General features: G+C 69.4%; 15 protein-coding genes. 11 read left to right on the top strand and 4 right to left on the bottom strand.

All coding sequences use genetic code 11. The annotated features are described in order from the left end of the window. The first annotated feature begins 46 nt into the window (after window positions 1-46). The 3 genes from NRB56_RS38835 to NRB56_RS09840 are packed head-to-tail and all read left to right on the top strand — an operon-like array spanning window position 47 to window position 3,790. The gene (locus tag NRB56_RS38835) at window positions 47-1,549 is read left to right on the top strand and encodes a flavin-containing monooxygenase (RefSeq protein WP_227837464.1); all 1,503 of its coding nucleotides are present in this window, start codon (window positions 47-49) and stop codon (window positions 1,547-1,549) included. After that, window positions 1,546-2,802, top strand: coding sequence for a KasA/KasB family beta-ketoacyl-ACP synthase (locus NRB56_RS09845; protein WP_319942785.1), 1,257 nt, complete (start codon window positions 1,546-1,548; stop codon window positions 2,800-2,802). Before NRB56_RS38835 ends, NRB56_RS09845 begins: the two co-directional genes overlap by 4 nt. 1 nt (window position 2,803) lies before the next feature. Further along, window positions 2,804-3,790, top strand: coding sequence for an oxygenase MpaB family protein (locus tag NRB56_RS09840; protein ID WP_153340677.1), 987 nt, complete (start codon window positions 2,804-2,806; stop codon window positions 3,788-3,790). A gap of 539 nt (window positions 3,791-4,329) precedes the next feature. On the opposite strand, the gene NRB56_RS09835 is transcribed toward NRB56_RS09840, so the two are convergent. Together NRB56_RS09835 and NRB56_RS09830 are read right to left on the bottom strand one after the other, a co-directional pair. After that, the gene (locus tag NRB56_RS09835) at window positions 4,330-5,199 is read right to left on the bottom strand and encodes a diacylglycerol/lipid kinase family protein (RefSeq protein WP_153340675.1); all 870 of its coding nucleotides are present in this window, start codon (window positions 5,197-5,199) and stop codon (window positions 4,330-4,332) included. Between the two features lie 147 nt (window positions 5,200-5,346). Continuing rightward, a complete protein-coding gene (locus NRB56_RS09830; RefSeq protein WP_319942784.1) occupies window positions 5,347-6,351 on the bottom strand; it encodes a bifunctional lysylphosphatidylglycerol flippase/synthetase MprF in 1,005 nt (334 codons plus the stop codon). A 167-nt stretch (window positions 6,352-6,518) separates the two neighbouring features. Between NRB56_RS09830 and NRB56_RS09825 the strand changes: the two genes are divergently transcribed. From NRB56_RS09825 to NRB56_RS40080, 6 genes are read left to right on the top strand one after another with little or no spacing between them, the layout of a single operon-like run. Further along, complete coding sequence (locus tag NRB56_RS09825; RefSeq protein WP_194290817.1) at window positions 6,519-8,162, top strand: aldehyde dehydrogenase family protein; 1,644 nt, start codon at window positions 6,519-6,521, stop codon at window positions 8,160-8,162. After that, complete coding sequence (locus tag NRB56_RS09820; protein ID WP_319942783.1) at window positions 8,159-9,295, top strand: acyl-CoA dehydrogenase family protein; 1,137 nt, start codon at window positions 8,159-8,161, stop codon at window positions 9,293-9,295. Before NRB56_RS09825 ends, NRB56_RS09820 begins: the two co-directional genes overlap by 4 nt. 24 nt (window positions 9,296-9,319) lie before the next feature. Further along, the gene (locus NRB56_RS09815; RefSeq protein WP_153340673.1) at window positions 9,320-10,582 is read left to right on the top strand and encodes an aspartate aminotransferase family protein; all 1,263 of its coding nucleotides are present in this window, start codon (window positions 9,320-9,322) and stop codon (window positions 10,580-10,582) included. Window positions 10,583-10,589: 7 nt separating this feature from the next. Then, on the top strand, window positions 10,590-11,090 hold the full coding sequence (locus NRB56_RS09810) for a type II toxin-antitoxin system RatA family toxin (RefSeq protein WP_153340671.1): 501 nt from the start codon (window positions 10,590-10,592) through the stop codon (window positions 11,088-11,090). A 1-nt stretch (window position 11,091) separates the two neighbouring features. After that, window positions 11,092-11,568 carry a hypothetical protein gene (locus tag NRB56_RS09805; protein ID WP_153340669.1) on the top strand — a complete coding sequence of 159 codons (477 nt, stop codon included), beginning with the start codon at window positions 11,092-11,094 and terminating at the stop codon, window positions 11,566-11,568. Between the two features lie 5 nt (window positions 11,569-11,573). Then, entirely contained in the window at window positions 11,574-13,064 is a 1,491-nt protein-coding gene (locus NRB56_RS40080) for an MmgE/PrpD family protein (RefSeq protein WP_194290790.1), read from the top strand. Window positions 13,065-13,120: 56 nt separating this feature from the next. Here NRB56_RS40080 and NRB56_RS09795 read toward each other — a convergent pair whose 3' ends face one another. Continuing rightward, window positions 13,121-13,588 carry an SRPBCC family protein gene (locus NRB56_RS09795; RefSeq protein ID WP_153340665.1) on the bottom strand — a complete coding sequence of 156 codons (468 nt, stop codon included), beginning with the start codon at window positions 13,586-13,588 and terminating at the stop codon, window positions 13,121-13,123. A 163-nt stretch (window positions 13,589-13,751) separates the two neighbouring features. On the opposite strand from NRB56_RS09795, the gene NRB56_RS09790 reads away from it, so the two are divergent. Further along, a complete protein-coding gene (locus NRB56_RS09790; RefSeq protein ID WP_153340663.1) occupies window positions 13,752-14,198 on the top strand; it encodes a type II toxin-antitoxin system RatA family toxin in 447 nt (148 codons plus the stop codon). Between the two features lie 52 nt (window positions 14,199-14,250). Next, window positions 14,251-14,769, top strand: a complete 519-nt coding sequence (locus NRB56_RS09785) for a hypothetical protein (RefSeq protein ID WP_319942782.1) — start codon at window positions 14,251-14,253, stop codon at window positions 14,767-14,769. A gap of 35 nt (window positions 14,770-14,804) precedes the next feature. Here NRB56_RS09785 and NRB56_RS09780 read toward each other — a convergent pair whose 3' ends face one another. Then, window positions 14,805-15,413 (bottom strand): TetR/AcrR family transcriptional regulator, encoded by a 609-nt coding sequence (locus NRB56_RS09780; protein WP_319942781.1) that lies wholly within the window; start codon window positions 15,411-15,413, stop codon window positions 14,805-14,807. Window positions 15,414-15,552: the final 139 nt, after the last annotated feature.

Raw genomic sequence — 15,552 nt, 5'->3', positions numbered from 1 at the left:
GGCGGATTTCAGCCGGGTGTCAGAAGACCGCGGCCAGACTGCGAGCATGGCACAAGGCGACGCGACCACTGCTGCGGTTCTCGATGTTCTGATCGTCGGCGCCGGATTCGCCGGGCTCGGTATGGCGATCCGGCTGCGCGAGGCCGGCGAGAACAATTTCCTGGTTCTGGAGAAGGCCGACGATGTCGGCGGCACCTGGCGGGAGAACACCTACCCCGGCTGCGCCTGCGACGTGATGTCGATGATGTATTCGTACTCCTTCGCACCCAGCACCGACTGGAGTCGCCTGTACGCGGGCCAGCCGGAGATCCTGGACTACATCCGGCGGGTGGCCAAGCACTACGAACTGCGGCGGCACATCCGATTCCGGTCCGAGGTGGTGTCCTACGACTTCGAGGACGACGCCGACCGCTGGCGGGTACGCACCGCCGACGGCGCCGAATATCTGGCGCGCGTCGTCGTCGCCGCGCACGGCGCGCTGCACCGGCCCAACATCCCCGACTTCCCGGGGCGGAGCGAATTCACCGGTCCCGTATTCCATTCGGCCCGTTGGGATCACGATGTCGACCTGACCGGCAAGCGGGTGGCGGTGATCGGAACCGGCGCCAGCTCGGCGCAATTCGTGCCGGAGATCGTGCAGCGCGCCGAGCGGGTCACCGTGTTCCAGCGCAACGCGCACTGGGTGCTGCCGAAGCCGGACCGGCCGGTGAGTACGCGGGAACACAAGCTGTTCAAGGCCTTCCCCGCGGCGATGAAGATCTACCGCAACATCGCGTTCTGGACCCACGAGGTGCCGGTGGCCGGGTTCCTGCACCCGCGCCTGCTGTTCCTGCTGAAATGGGCCTCGATGCGAAACCTGCGCCGGCAGGTGCCCGATCCCGGACTGCGCGCGAAGCTGACACCCTCGTACACCATCGGCTGCAAGCGGATCCTGTTGTCCAGCGACTTCTATCCGGCCCTGCAGCAGCCCAACGCCGCGCTCGTCACCGCGCCGATCGAGCAGTTCGCCGCGGGCGGCATCCGCACCGCCGACGGCGAGTTCCACGCCGCCGACGTGGTGATCCTCGGCACCGGATTCGACACCGAGAATCGTTGCGCGAGTGAGCACATCGTCGGCCGGGACGGAATCACCATCCAGGAGGCGTGGCGCGACGGCATGCAGGCGTACCTCGGCATGACGGTGACCGGATTCCCGAACTTCTTCATGATCATGGGCCCGAATTCCGGTGGCGGCTCGCAATCCATCCTGTTCGTGATCGAGACCCAGATCCGCTACATCACGCGATGCCTGCGGCTGATGCGGTCCCGCGGCACGACCCGGTTCGAGGTGCGCGAGAGCGTGCAGCGCGACTTCAACGACCGGCTGCACGGGAAACTCGCGGGCTCGGTGTGGAATTCGGGCGGCTGCCACAGCTGGTTCCTCGATCACACCGGCCGCAACCGGCAGTCCTGGCCCGGCACCGGCACGAGTTACTGGTTCGCGACCCGCCGGGTCGAGGAGGACGCCTTCCTGACCGCGCCCCTCGTGACCGCGCAGGCCGTCCGGTGACCGCGTTCCGGCCCGCCGAGGGCTTCCCGGAGGTCGTGGTCACCGCGATGGCCGCGACCACCTCGGTCGGCGACACCCTGGAGTCCACCTGGACGGGACTGCTCGCCGGTCACAGCGGGATCGGCCGGCTCGAGGACGCCTTCCTCACCGAACACGACCTGCCGGTACGGATCGGCGGCCGGCTGACATGCCCGCCCGGTGAACTGCTGGCCCGCACCGAGCGCCGCCGTATGGCGTTCGTCGAACAGCTGGCGACCGTCCTCGGCCGGGAGGTGTGGAAGGAGGCCGGCAGCCCGGACGTCGACCGGGACCGGCTGGCCGTCGCCATCGGCACCGGACTCGGCGGCGCGGACGCGTACGTGGACACCACGCAACGGCTGCGGACCGGTGGCTACCGGACGATCTCACCGCTGGCCGTGCAGATGATGATGCCCAACGGCCCGGCCGCCTATGTCGGTCTGGAGCTGGGTGCGCGCGCCGGTGTGATCACCCGGGTCTCGGCCTGTGCCTCCGGCGCCGAGGCGATCGCCACCGCCTGGCGGATGATCCTGCTCGGCGACGCCGACATCGTCGTGACCGGCGGCGTCGAGGGCTACATCGAGGCGGTGCCGATCGCGGCGTTCTCCATGATGCGCGCGATGAGCACCCGCAACGACGATCCGGCCGGCGCCTCGCGGCCGTTCGACGCCGACCGCGACGGTTTCGTGTTCGGCGAGGCCGGCGCCCTGCTGGTCCTCGAGTCGGCCGAACACGCGCGAGCCCGGGGAGCGACCGTACTGGCCCGGCTGCTCGGCGCGGGTCTCACCTCCGACGGTCATCACCTGGTCGCGCCGGATCCCGATGGCCGGGGCGCGGCGCGCGCGATGGGCCGGGCGCTCGAGTCGGCGGGCCTGCGCGGCGCCGACATCACGCACGTGAACGCGCACGCGACCGGGACGACGGTCGGCGATCTGGCGGAGGCCCGCGCGATCGGGTCCGCCGTCGGCGGGCACGCGTCGATATACGCGCCGAAATCCGCACTGGGACATTCGATCGGCGCGGCCGGCGCCCTGGAGGCGGCGCTCACCGTGCTGACCCTGCGGACCGGCATCGTGCCGCCCACCTTGAACTACCGCACGCCCGATCCGCGGATCGGCGACCTCGACATCGTCGCCGGCGCGCCGCGACCGCAGGACATCGAATACGCGATCAGCAATTCGTTCGGATTCGGCGGGCACAACGTGGCGCTGGTGTTCGGCAGACAGGGAGCGTGAGATGGCCGCCAACATCCTGACCGACCCCGGACTGATGCCGGAGCTGCGGCGGGTCGATCACGGATTCTTCGGGCCGGATTCGGTGGCCTGGCGGGTGTGGACGCATCCGTCGATCCTGATCGGCCTGCAGCGCGCGGTGGCGGTGCAATTCCTGAACCCGTTCTTCACCGCGGCGCACGACGACGCGCAGGCCATCTACAAATACCCCGGCCACTTCTACGATATGACGCTCGGCTTCCTGCTCAGCGGAATTCTCGGCGACAGCCGGACGGCGTTGCAGACCTCGGATTTCATCATGCGAATTCATACCCGCGCGACCGGAATCGAACCGATCAGCGGGCGGCGGTACCACGCCAACAATCCGGAGACCCAGCTGTTCACGCACATCGACGGCTGGCAGTCGATGCTGAAGTGCTACGAGGTGTTCGGCCCGGGCCCTCTCTCACCCGCCGACGATCACCGATTCTGGAACGAATGCGCTACGGCGGCAGAACTTTTCACCTGCAAGCCGGACGACATCCCCCGTTCACGCGACGGCGTCCGCGAATACTACGCGACGCTGCGCCCGCAACTGTGCGTCACCGAGGCCGCGCTGTCGGGCATGCGGCAGCTGCTGGCCACCTCGGGACCGAACTCGACGGCGAAACTGGCCGCCTTCAGCCGATTCGCCACCCCCGCGACCCTCATCACGCTGCCGAGCTGGATGCGCCGGCTCATCGGATTCGATCAGCCGGCCGCCGTGGACCGCGCCTACCTGCCGTTCATGCGCGGACTACTGGGCACCCTGAACAAGTCGAAGCGGGCAACCCGGACCACCGTCCGGCTGGCCGCACCCATCTCGGGCCGAATCCTGCGGCAGCACTGGGCCGCCGGCACCCCGCGGCGCGCGGAGGTCGCCACCGTCGCCGAGGCGCGGAAACTGTACCGGCAGGAACTGCGCGACGAAAACGGTTTTTCCAGCGACACGGAATACACGGCGGCGCACTGATTGCCGGACGGCTGCGCACCGGCCCCACCGGCTTCGTTCTTCCTTTGCCGGCCGGCTGCGCACCGGACCGACCGGCTTCGTTTCCCTCGACGCGCCGGTTGCCCGGAATCCTCGGGCCCGAGCGGCTCGTCGAGTGCCGCAGCCGCTGACCTGCGCCCGGACGCTCGGCCGACCCCGTTGTCCCGGAGGGCCGCTCGGTAGCCGCAGCGGTGGCCGGGTCCGGCGCCGCGGCCGCGCCGATGCGGTACATCGGGACCGCTCACCCGATCACGGATGCCGATCGGCTCCGCACGCTGAGCGTGGCAGCCGATGCCGGTACCTACCGGTCCGCTCGCCGACTGCCCGGCTATATACCGGACGGACGGCCCGCCGGACGCCGGCGGCGAGGCCGCGACCCAATCCGCAGTACTACGAGACACGAACGCGCTCAGCTGGTTTCGGCAGCGGTTCGGCGCACGGCGCAGCCCCGCGACCCGGAAGGAGTTGCGGGGCTTCTCGAGGCGGCCGGCACGGCGAGTACCGGTGCCGTGGATACGGGTTCAGCGGCTCATCGCCGCGGGCACCGGGACCGGTACCAGGGTGTGCAGGGCGGCGGGCAGTACGCGGACCGTGACCGTCTCGGCCAATTGCTCCAGCTCACCGTCGCATTCGATCAGGAGACCCTCGCCGTCGAGGCGCTCGACGCAGACGTGCTCGCCGCGGGAGTACTGCGGCGGCGCGATCGTGCTGAGGCAGCAGACGTCGAGCAGTCCGTCGTCGAGCAGCGAATCGGGCAGCATCTCGAAACGCCCGCCGCGGTGCCGCATCCCGCCGACGAAGGTGCCCAGCAGTTCACCCTCGTACACGGCGGCGCCGTCCACGCTCACCCGGACCGGATGCGGCCGGTGCGTGCCGAACGCGCGAACCGTGGCCTCCGCCAGCAGGTCTCGGCCGGTGCCGGACATCTCGCGGGCGGCGACGAGGGTGGCGGGCAGGATTCCGGTGGTCGTGCCGAGCAGCACCGGTCGCCGCAGTTCCTCGATCATCGCCAGATCGATCCGGCACGGGAACAGCCGACCAGAGGCCAGATCGTCCACCAGGTCGGGCCAGGGCCGGTCGTCGGCGAGGCCGCGATAACTGGAATTACCGGTGCCGGCCGGCGCGATCACCAGCGCCGCGGCGGATCCCGCGCGGAACAGCCCCGCGGCCACCTGACCCGCGGTGCCGTCACCACCGACGGCGACCACCACGTCGGCCCAGCCGTCGGCGGCGGCCTCGGCCGCGAGCCGTTCGGCGTCACCGGGCGCGCCGGTGTAGGAGCACACCACGGTCAGATCGGTGCGGGACTCCAGCTCCGCGACGGTGCCACCGGGATCGCCGCCCGCGCGCGGGTTGACGATCGCGAACACACGAAGGTGCTTGTCGGTCATGAATTTACGCCTCGTATCGACAATGTACGTGCGCGGACGGATGTCCGCCGGATGCGGAAGGGGCAGGATTCGAACCTGCGGGAGTATCACCTCGACCGGCCGTGACCGGACCCCGTTGGGCCTCTTCGGGTACCCTTCCTCGGTGCGTCACACGCTGTTGGTGACGCGGAGCAGGCTCCAGAGCGCGGGCGGTGTCAGCAGGCTCGGGTACGCCATGTACTCGGGCAGGATCACCGCCGGATTCCACTTCATCTTGTATTCCAGCTGGGTCTTCGACGGGTAGACCAGCTCACCACGTTCGCCCAGCAGCCGCACCACCCGAGTGACGAACGGCCGGGCCCCCGGCAACTCGTGGCCGGCCTCGAGTCCGGTGAACGGTGTGAAGCCGAAATGCAGCCATTCACTTCCGGTTTCACGAAATTGCGTCATGGCGTGGAAGTTGATCGCCTCCATCACCCCCGGCGGCGCGTCCGGCAACCGGCGGCTGAGATCGTGCAACCAGCCCGCCCGGCGGCCGTACACCGGCGCGAACGACAGGTAGCCGACCGGCCGGCCCTCGATGGTGCCGAGGAACAGTTTCCGGTATTCCTGTGCGGGCCCGCCGATCTCGCCGATCAGGAACTCCAGTTCCTTCACGTGCCGGCCCTTGCCACGCAGCCAGGGCCGGTCGACGGCCTCGATATCGGCCCGATGCGCCGCGGCGTCGACCTCGGCGATCTCCAGACCCGCCCGGGTGGCGCGCGAGATCTTGTTGCGCAGACTGACGAACTTCTTGCCGCGCAACGTCGCACCGGCCAGCTCGACCGCGTAGGAGGCGCCGATCTGGTTGACCCGCATGCCGAGTTCGGCATACAGTTCCGCGTCCTCGCGCTGCACTTGCAGTGCCAGCACCCGCTTTCGCGCGGCCCGGGTGTCGGCGAGGAAGCGCCGCAACAACACCGGGCGGTCGGCCGGATCGGCGAACGGCCCGCCGAACTGCACCCGGTACCGGCCCACCCGCTTGAAGCAGACGAATCCGAAGATCTCGGGCACCGTGTAGATCTCGTTGCCCTGGTTGAGGGCCAGGAAGGCGCTGGGATTGTCCGAGCACTTCCGCAGCACCTCGACGGCGAGCGCGTTGCCGGCCGATGTCTCCGACTCCGGTACTGTCACCGCGGCCTCCTCGCACTGTCCCGGCCGACCCTCCCGACCGGCGACGAGTTGCATCCTGGCAGCGATGCCCTGATCCGCTTCTGACACCACGAATTCGGCAGTGTCAGGGCAACTTCAGCCCGGTCCACGACACTCGGCGCAGGACGAGGAGAAGGGTGGGTAGCTCCATGGCGCAATCCGCGACATCTATCGCTACGACGGACACACTGCTGACGTACGGCAGTTACGTTGCGGGCGAGGACGTTTCCGGTGATCGGTGGGTACACGTGCTGTCGACCCGCGCGATGCTCGAGGATTCGTTCCGCAGCCTGCGACTGAAGCGGGACCTGGACCGGGGCACCGCCGACGTGGCCGACCAGGAGCCCGGCACCCTGGTGGGCCGGGTCGCCCTCGCCGACGAGGAGGTGTGCCGGCGGGCCCTGAGCTCGGCCGCCGAGGCCGCGGTGCGGTGGCGCGCCTTCCCGCTGGAACGGCGGCTGGACATCCTGGCGCAGGTACACGAGGCGGTACGCGCCCATGCCGCCGATCTGATCCGGATGCTGACCGTGGAGGGTCATCCGCTGGAACTGGCCCGCTGGGAGTACGCCGGCATGCTCGCGGCGACCGGGCCGGTCGCGCGGGAATTCCTGCGCGAGCAGCTGTGGCGCGAATACCGCACCGAGGACGGCCGCCGCCGGATCGTGCGACGCCAGCCCGACGGTGTGGTGTGCGTGAATCCCCCGGCGAACGCGCCGATGTCGAGTTCGATGCTGGCGGCGCTGGCGATGGCCTCCGGCAACGCGGTGGTGGTGCGCGCGCCGCGCACCTCACCGCTGGGCGCGATGTTCGGGCTGCGCGAGGTCATCGCGCCGCTGCTGGAGGCCGCGGGCGCGCCGCCGGGCACCCTGAACGTGGTGTGCGGCAATCCCGCTCCGCTGCTGAAGATGTGGCTGGAGAGCCCGCACGTCGACGACATCATGTACTTCGGCGGTGTGGACTCCGGCCTCAAGTTCGAGCAGAAATGCGTTGCGGCGGGCAAGAAGCCGATCCTGGAACTGGCCGGCAACGATGCCGTACTGGTGTGGCGGGACGCCGATCTCGACCATGCCGCGACCGCGGTCGCCGAGGGCTTCTACGGTTCCGGGCAGCTGTGCATGATTCCCAATCAGGTACTGGCGCATCCGGCGATCGCGGACGAGCTGATCGCCCGCATCGCCGACCGGGCCCGCGCGCTGCGGCCGGGCTACCCCGACGAGGAGGGTGTGGTGCTGTCGCCGGTGCTGCGCCACGACGGGTTCCACGCCTTCCTCGACGACGCCGTCACCAAGGGCGCCACCCTGGTCACCGGCGGCCGCGGCCTGCATCTCGACGGCACTCCCGGCGATACCGGATTCTTCTTGGAGCCCACCGTGATCCGGGTCGACGGCCTGCTGAAGGCGCGGGAGCTGGACGCGGTCCGCGAGGAGACGTTCTTCCCGCTGATCCCGGTGGTGGTGCCCGAGGCCGATGAGGACGGCCCGCTGCTCGACGTGCTGATCGACTACGTCAACACCAACCGCTACGGTCTGCGGAACTCGTTGTGGGCCAGGGACACCGCGGTGATCGACCGGTACGTGAACGAGGTGGTCAACGGAGGTCTGCTGAAGATCAACGAATCCCACATCTCCTTCGTCGCACCGCTGCCCTCGCACGGCGGAACAGGTGTGACGGGCGGTGTTTTCGGCGAGGCCAACTACCCAGTGCTGCGCACCACCCACCTGCAGGGAGTCGCCATCTCCGACGGCACCCGGCCGCCGGCCTACCGCGACGCGGCCGAGGAGGGCCTGCTGTGAAGACGCTGGACGACGCCCGGACCGCCTGTGAGACCCATCTTCCCGGCCTCTACTCGGCGCTGGACGAGATCCCGCTGCTCGAACTGGAGCAGCCGGGCAATCCGGGCCTGGAGCTGTTCCGCCGCCACGGCGGTCCGGCGCTGGTGATCCCCAAGTCCTACAGCGGTCTCGGCGCCTCGGCGGCCGATGCGCTGCGGGTGATGCGGGCGATCGGCTCCCGCGCGCCGTCGCTGTCGGTGGCCACCGCGATGCACCACTTCTCGGTCGCCACCCTGTTCACCCTCGCCGACAGCCTGCGCGCGCAGGGCACCGAGTGGGCGATCCTGGAGGGGATCGCCGACCAGAACCTGCTCGTCGCTTCGGGTTTCGCCGAGGGGCGGCCGGGCCAGGGCATTCTGTCCCCCGGGGTGCGGGCCCGGCCGGTGGAGCGCGGCTACGTGGTGGACGGCGCCAAGAAGCCGTGCAGCATGGCGCATTCGATGGATCTGCTGTCCGCCAGCGCCGCGGTGCCCGACGAGAACGGCGGCACCGCGATGATTCTGCTGCTGGTCCCCGCCGCCAGCCCCGGCATCTCCACCCATCCGTTCTGGGGTTCCCCGGTCCTGGCCGGCGCCGAGAGCGACGAGGTCCGGCTGACGGACGTATTCGTCGACGAGCGCCTGGTGACTCCCGCCGAGATCGACGACGACGGCGTGATCGACCGGATGCAGACCGTCGGGTTCATCTGGTTCGAGATGCTCATCTCCTCCTGCTATCTGGGCATGGCGAGCGGACTGGTGGAACGCGCCTTCAGCGGGGGCCGGTGCAGCGCACAGACTCTCGCCGATCTCGGGGTACGGCTGGAGACCGCGGCACTGCTGCTCGAGGGCATCGCGTCGCTGCTCGACACCGGCGCGACCGACAATTTCGCGCTGACCGAGGCGCTGGTCGCACGGTACGGCGCGCAGGACGCGCTGGCCGACGTGGTGAACCGCGCGGTGGAGGCGCTCGGCGGCAACGTGTTCATCCGCTCGCCGGAGGTGGCCTATCTGGCGTCCGCCGCGCGCTGCCTGGCGTTCCATCCGCCGTCGCGGTCGAGCACCGTCGAGGCGCTGGCGGCGAGCCTCACCGACGGCGTGCTGCGCCTGAACTGAGCGCCCCGAATCAGGAAGACAGGTATGACGACAGGATCCGAAGACCTCGTGACCGACCGGGTGATCGACCTCTACCGGGCCCATCTCGGGCCGGGCCGGGCCCGCGTCGGCGAAATGCTCGGCGGCCGAGTGGAAGTGGAGTCCGACGGCGCCTGGATCGGCACCGCCGACGGTGACCGCTACCTCAACGCGGGCGGCTACGGCGTGTTCATCATGGGTTCCCGGCATCCGCTGGTGCTGGCCGAGGTACGGCAGCAGCTCGACCGGCACCCGGTCGGCAGCCGAATGTTCCTGGAGCCCACCGCCGCCCGCGCCGCCCAACTGCTGGCCTCGGTCACCCCACCGGGACTGGATCGGGTGCACTTCAGCGGTTCCGGCACGGAGGCGGTCGAGGCGGCGATCAAGATCGCGCGGCTGTCCGGGCACCACACCCTGATCTCCATGCACGGCGGCTACCACGGCAAAACCATGGGGGCCCTGTCGCTCACGGCGCGATCGGTCTTCCAGGACCCGTTCCGGCCGCTGCTGCCGGACGTGATCCATGTTCCCTACGACGACATTCCGGCGCTGACCGAGGCGCTGCGCGCGCATCCCGGCACCGCGAGCGTCTTCGTCGAGCCGGTCCAGGGCGAGGGCGGCGTGGTCATCCCGGCACCCGGGTACCTGAGCACCGTGCGCGCGCTGTGCACGGAATACGGTGCGCTGCTGGTGGCCGACGAGATCCAGACCGGACTGGGCCGCCTCGGCGCCTGGTGGGGCTGCGACCGTGAGGATGTCGTGCCCGATATCCTGTTGTCCGGCAAGGCACTCGGCGGCGGCGTGCTGCCGGTGGCGGCGACCATCGCCGCCGGCGACGCCTTCGCCCGGCTCGACCGGGACCCGTTCCTGCACACCTCGACCTTCTCCGCGGCGCCGGTGGCGATGGCCGCCGTCTGTGGTGCGATCGCGGCCGTCCGAGAGGACGGGCTGGTCGAGCGGGCCGCCGCACTCGGCGCGCGGCTCACCCCGGCTCTCGAGGAGATCGCGTTGCGGCACTTGGGTTCCCGGGTGAAGGCGGTACGCGGCTGCGGCCTGCTCATCGGCATCGAGTTCGCCGAACCGGGCATGGCCGGTGCACTGCTCATCGACCTCGTCGACAACAACGTGATCGGCAATTTCTCCCTGAACGCCGACAACGTCCTGCGTCTCACGCCCCCGGCGATCCTGAGCGCCGCCGACGAGCAGTTCCTGCTGGACCGGTTCGAACGGGCCGCGATCACCACTGCCGACTATTACCCCGAAAGGTGAAACCATCATGCGGAATGTGGTTCTGACCATCGAGTCCACCGCCTGCGACGCGGCCGAGGCATATCTGCGGATCGGAAAATTCGAGCGCTACCCGGAGCTGGTCGACGACGTCCGTTCCATCACGGTGTCTTCCGACGACGATCACCCCGGCGCCCTGCGCAGCGATTGGGAGGTCCATTTCCGCAACGGCCCGCTGCGCTGGTCCGAGGTGGACACGTTCGAACCGGATATGCTGCGGATCACCTTCGAGCAGACCCACGGTGATTTCGAATTCTTCCACGGCGTCTGGGAAGTGGAGCCGCTCGGCGCGGGTTGCCGGGTCCGGTTCGAGGTGACCTTCGATTTCGGCATCCCCAGCCTGGAGGGCGTGCTGGAGCCGATCGCGACCAAGGTGCTCAAGGAGGGCATCGCCTACGCCCTGCTGCAGGTGCTCGGCGACGCCGCGGTCGTGGGCGATCCGGCGGTGTCCGCGGCGCTCGCCGCCAAGCTCGCGACCACGGCGGCCTGAGATGGACCATGTCAATCGCTGGGACAGCGTCGCCACCTATCGCCTGATCCGGCTGGAATACGCTGTCGCACTGGTGATCTGCCTGGTGCTCGGGCTCATCCACATCCGCTCGGTGTACTGGCCGACGGCGGTGCTGCTGTTCGTGTACATCGACGTGATCGGTTATCTGCCCGGTGCGGTGGCGTATCGCCGCGCCGGCGGGCGCGAGATTTCCCGGGTCTACTACGTCCTCTACAACACCATGCACAGCCTGGTCACCCAGGCCGCGGTGCTCGGCGTCTGGATCCTCCTGTTCGGCTGGGGCTGGGCCATGCTGGTCGTCCCCATCCATCTGTGCGGTGACCGAGCGCTGTTCGGGAATTTCCTGAAGCCGTTCACCGTGCCGTTCGAGCCCAAGGCGACCCCGGCCTGGATCGAATTCCAGCGCCGGCTGCGTGAATCCGGCCAGGACCGCGCACCCGCGGCGGCACTGCGGTGACCGCCGTGGAGCAGGATGTCGCCGTGACCGCCGCCCTCGCGGAATGGGCGGCGGCACTGCGCTTCCCGGACATCCCGGCGGCGACCGCGGCCTTCGCCCGCAGCCAGCTGATCTCGACGCTGGCCGCGGTGCGGGCGGGCTGGTCGCATCCGCTCGGCCGCCGGCTGGTCGCCGCGCTCGGGCGGCCGCTGGAGGTCGACGCGAAGCAATCCGCCGCCGTGCTGGCCGGTCTCGCGAACTGCCTGGACTTCGACGATGTCTCCTGTGTGGGCCATCTGTCGGTCTCGACGGTCGATGTGCCGATCGCCTACGCCGCCGATCTGGACCTGTCCGGGGCGGACCTGCTGACCGCCGTCGTGGCCGGTAACGAATGCGCGGCCCGGCTCACCTCGGCGACCATCCTCGGGCCGTTCTTCCGGGCGCAGACCGCCGCGCACTGCCACCAGATGGGGGCGGCCGCCGCCTTGTTGCGAGCCCGCGAAGCCGGTGCCGCGGAATGGGTTTCGGCGCTGGGACTGGCACTGGGACTGCATTCCACCCCGGTGTCCGGCGCGGTACTCGACAGCGACCTCAAGATGCTCACCGCCACGATGCCGGTGCGCCAGGCCCTGGACGCCTGCGACGCGGCTCGCGCCGGGATCACCGGCACCGCCGACGTACTCGGCGGGGACGACGGCCTGCTGGCCCGGCTCTCCGGCGTGCGCATCCCCGGCGGGATGCTCTCCGGGCTCGGAACCCGCTGGCACACCGACACTCTCACGTTCAAACGGTTCCCGGGCAGCGCCTACTCGCAGGCGGCCTACGATTGCGCGCAGCGGATGTACCGGCAGCACGGCCCGATCGAGGCGGCCGCCGTCCGCCGGATCGCCGTGCACGCCTCGCTGCTGACCTGGCTGCTCGACCACAAGGTGAGCGGCCACGTCCGCGGGCCACTGACGCCGGTGACCGCGGCGACGTTCTGCACCGGATACGGGATCGCCACGCTGCTGCGCGAGGGTGCGCTCGGCGCAACGGATTTCACCCCGGCCGCGCTGGCGGATCCGGCCCGCTGGGACTTGGCGGCGCGGGTGGAGATCGTCCACGACATGGCCCTGTCGGAGCGGATGGTCCGCGCCACGTCCCCGCTGGGGCAGGCGCTGCGGCAGGCCGGACCGGCCGCGGCCGCCTGGCCGGAGCTGATGGCCTGGGCGGGCGACGACATCGCCGGTCGCCTGGCCGAACTGGGCCCGCCGGAGGACACCTTCGAGCACGCCACGATGGCGATCGGCGCGCGCGTCGAACTCGAATTCAGCGACGGCACCAGCGTTTCCGAGGACTGCCCGGTGGCGATCGGGATGAACGGGCCGGACACCCGCCGCGATCATCCGGCGATCGTGCGCCGCAAATTCCTCGGCGCCGGCGGCCGGCCCGGGGTGCTCGCGGATCTGGAGCGCATCGACACCCTGGGCCCGGCCGAGACCGCCCGGGTGTTGCGCGCGGCGCTCGCCGACCTGTAACCGGATACGCGACGGCCCGCCGCGGCAGCTTGCCGCGGCGGGCCGTGGGCGTCCGATCAGTTGCCCGGAACCGCCTGCTTCGCAGCGAATTCCGCGATGTTGCGGGACAGGTTTTCCGCGGTGCGCTGCGCGGCCGGCGAGACCAGCGGCTCCAGCGCCTGGGCCAGCGCGCGACCCGCGAGCCCGCCCGGCAGTCTGAACTCGAAGCGGAAGTCGATGCGGCTGTGCGTCTCGTCGACCGCCGTGAAGTCGTAGGTGGTGATGTTGCGCACCCCACCGGTGGAGGAGAACACCAGACGCCGGTTGTCCTCCCATTCCTCCGCTGCCACAACGGAACTCATCGACGTCGGGCCGATGGACATCTCGGCGTCGAAGGAGGCGCCGACGCCGGTCGTCTGCGCGCCCGAGGGCACATAGCTGGTGATCCCGGCGAAATAGTCCGGCACGTGGCGGTAATCGGAGACGTAGGCGAACGCGACCTCCAGTGGCGCGTCACAGGATACGACGAAACTGACCTCGGACATACGGACTCCTCTGCCGGTGATCGATGGCTCGGACAACAGCCGATGATGGGCGCACCCAGCCTAGGAAGGGGTCCTGAGCCACGACCGACGCTGCGCCGGGCCGGATTTCAGGGCGGCATCAGCGCCCCGGGCGCACAGTACCGTCGAGGATCCGGAGGGGAGCATGCGAAGCCTGCAACTGAGTGTGCGCGCCGCGCACGTCGACGCGGACACCGCGTACGACACGATCAGCCGCTTCGAGCGGTTCACCGAGGTCGCCGACGACGTCCGGCCGTTGCGCGTGCGCCGGGCCGGTGCCGACCTGCCGGCGGAGAGCGATTGGGAGGCGCACTTTCCCGACGGGGTGATGACCTGGACCCAGGTCGACTACTGCCAGTCCCATCGTCGCACAGTCGTTTTCGAGCAGATCTCCGGTGACTTCGACGTGTTCCGCGGTTCGTGGCGAGTCGAGCCCGACGGCGACGGCTGCGAGGTCCGGTTCGAGGCGACCTTCGATTTCGGTACCTCCACCCTCGCGGGCCTGCTCGAGCAGGTGGCCGTGCCCGTCCTGCGACGCGGTATCGAGGTCGCGGTGCAACGCCTGTTGTTTACATACGTAGAGTATGTGTGATACCAAGAGTATCAATCAGCACACGCCGTAGGTTCGGAAGGAATGTGCATCCGTGAAGCGTCCTCACCTCAGCCACAGCGCCCGGGGCATCTCGATCGCCGCCGTCGCGCTGGCCGCCCTGCTGGCCGGCTGCTCCGACTCCCCCGAGCAGACCACCGCCACCGCGTCCTCGACTGCCGCGGCCGCGGCCGCGCCGGGCACCTGTCCGGCCTCGGCGAAATATCCGGCCACGCCCACACTCGACCAGCTCAACGCGCTGTTGCGGCGCGGCCTGGACCCGAACGTCCCCGCCGCGCAGAAGGTCGAGCTGGTCCAGGGCACCGAGGCCGATCCCGACATCTTCAACCGCATGACCGCGGCACTGAAGCAGGCCGACCTCTCGGTGAACATCAACAACGTCACCGACCACTGCGACGGCACGGCCACCGCCGACGCCGTGCTCACCCTCAACGGGCAGCCCAATCCGGGCCAGGTCCCGCTGGTCGCCGATCAGGGCACATGGAAATTGGACAAGACGTGGGCCTGCGGAATCGTGACCACCCTGGGGCAGAGTTCCTCGATCTGCTCTTGATTTCGCGGGCAACCGGGATTATTCCGGCGCGCCGGTCATTCCGCCCGGCGCAATCCGGCCAGCAATCGGAGCATCACGTCCGAACATTCCGAGCGGACCCGTTCCTTGTCGGCCGAATCCGCCTCCGCGATCGCCAGCCCGGCGCCACCGATCATTTCGTAGAACAATCGGATCGTCGTCGTCTCGGCTTTTCGCTCGAGGTATCCGTTGTTCATCAACGCGAGCACGAACGCCTCGACCAGAGCATAGGAATGTTCGTGCTCGCACCGGCGCCAGCCCTCCCAGCCCAGCGCCAGCGGACCTTCCTGCCAGACCAGTTTGCCGTACACCGGATCACACGATTCGGTGAGAAATGCGTCGAGCGCGGCCGTGGCGGCCACCACCGGTTCCTGGAATTGCGCCGCCACGGCGGTGACGCGCTGCACCACCGCGGTACCCAGCCGATCCAGGACCGCCTCGAAAAGCGCCTTCTTGCTCGCAAAATGGTGATAGACGGCACCACGGGTCAGCAGGCTGGCGGTCGCGATCTCGTCGAGCGACGTGTCGGCGAAACCCTTCTCGGCAAACAACCGGGTGGCCTCGTCGAGCAGGGCTTCCCGGGTGGCCTCGGAGTAGAGCTCCCGACGACTCTTGACGTTCGACACAGGTCAAGCATACCCATCAGTCGAGCATTGACCTACGGTAAGTAACATTACATACTTGGCGTATGAGTTCTGCGCCGATCATGTATCCGCGCGCGGATGCGGGCGGGTGCGACATCCACGTCGACCGTGCAGCAGAAGG

Source organism: Nocardia aurantia, from assembly GCF_009604425.1.
GTDB lineage: Bacteria > Actinomycetota > Actinomycetes > Mycobacteriales > Mycobacteriaceae > Nocardia > Nocardia aurantia.
Note: the sequence above shows the minus strand (reverse complement) of the source record. Positions and strands in the feature narration are given on the sequence as shown.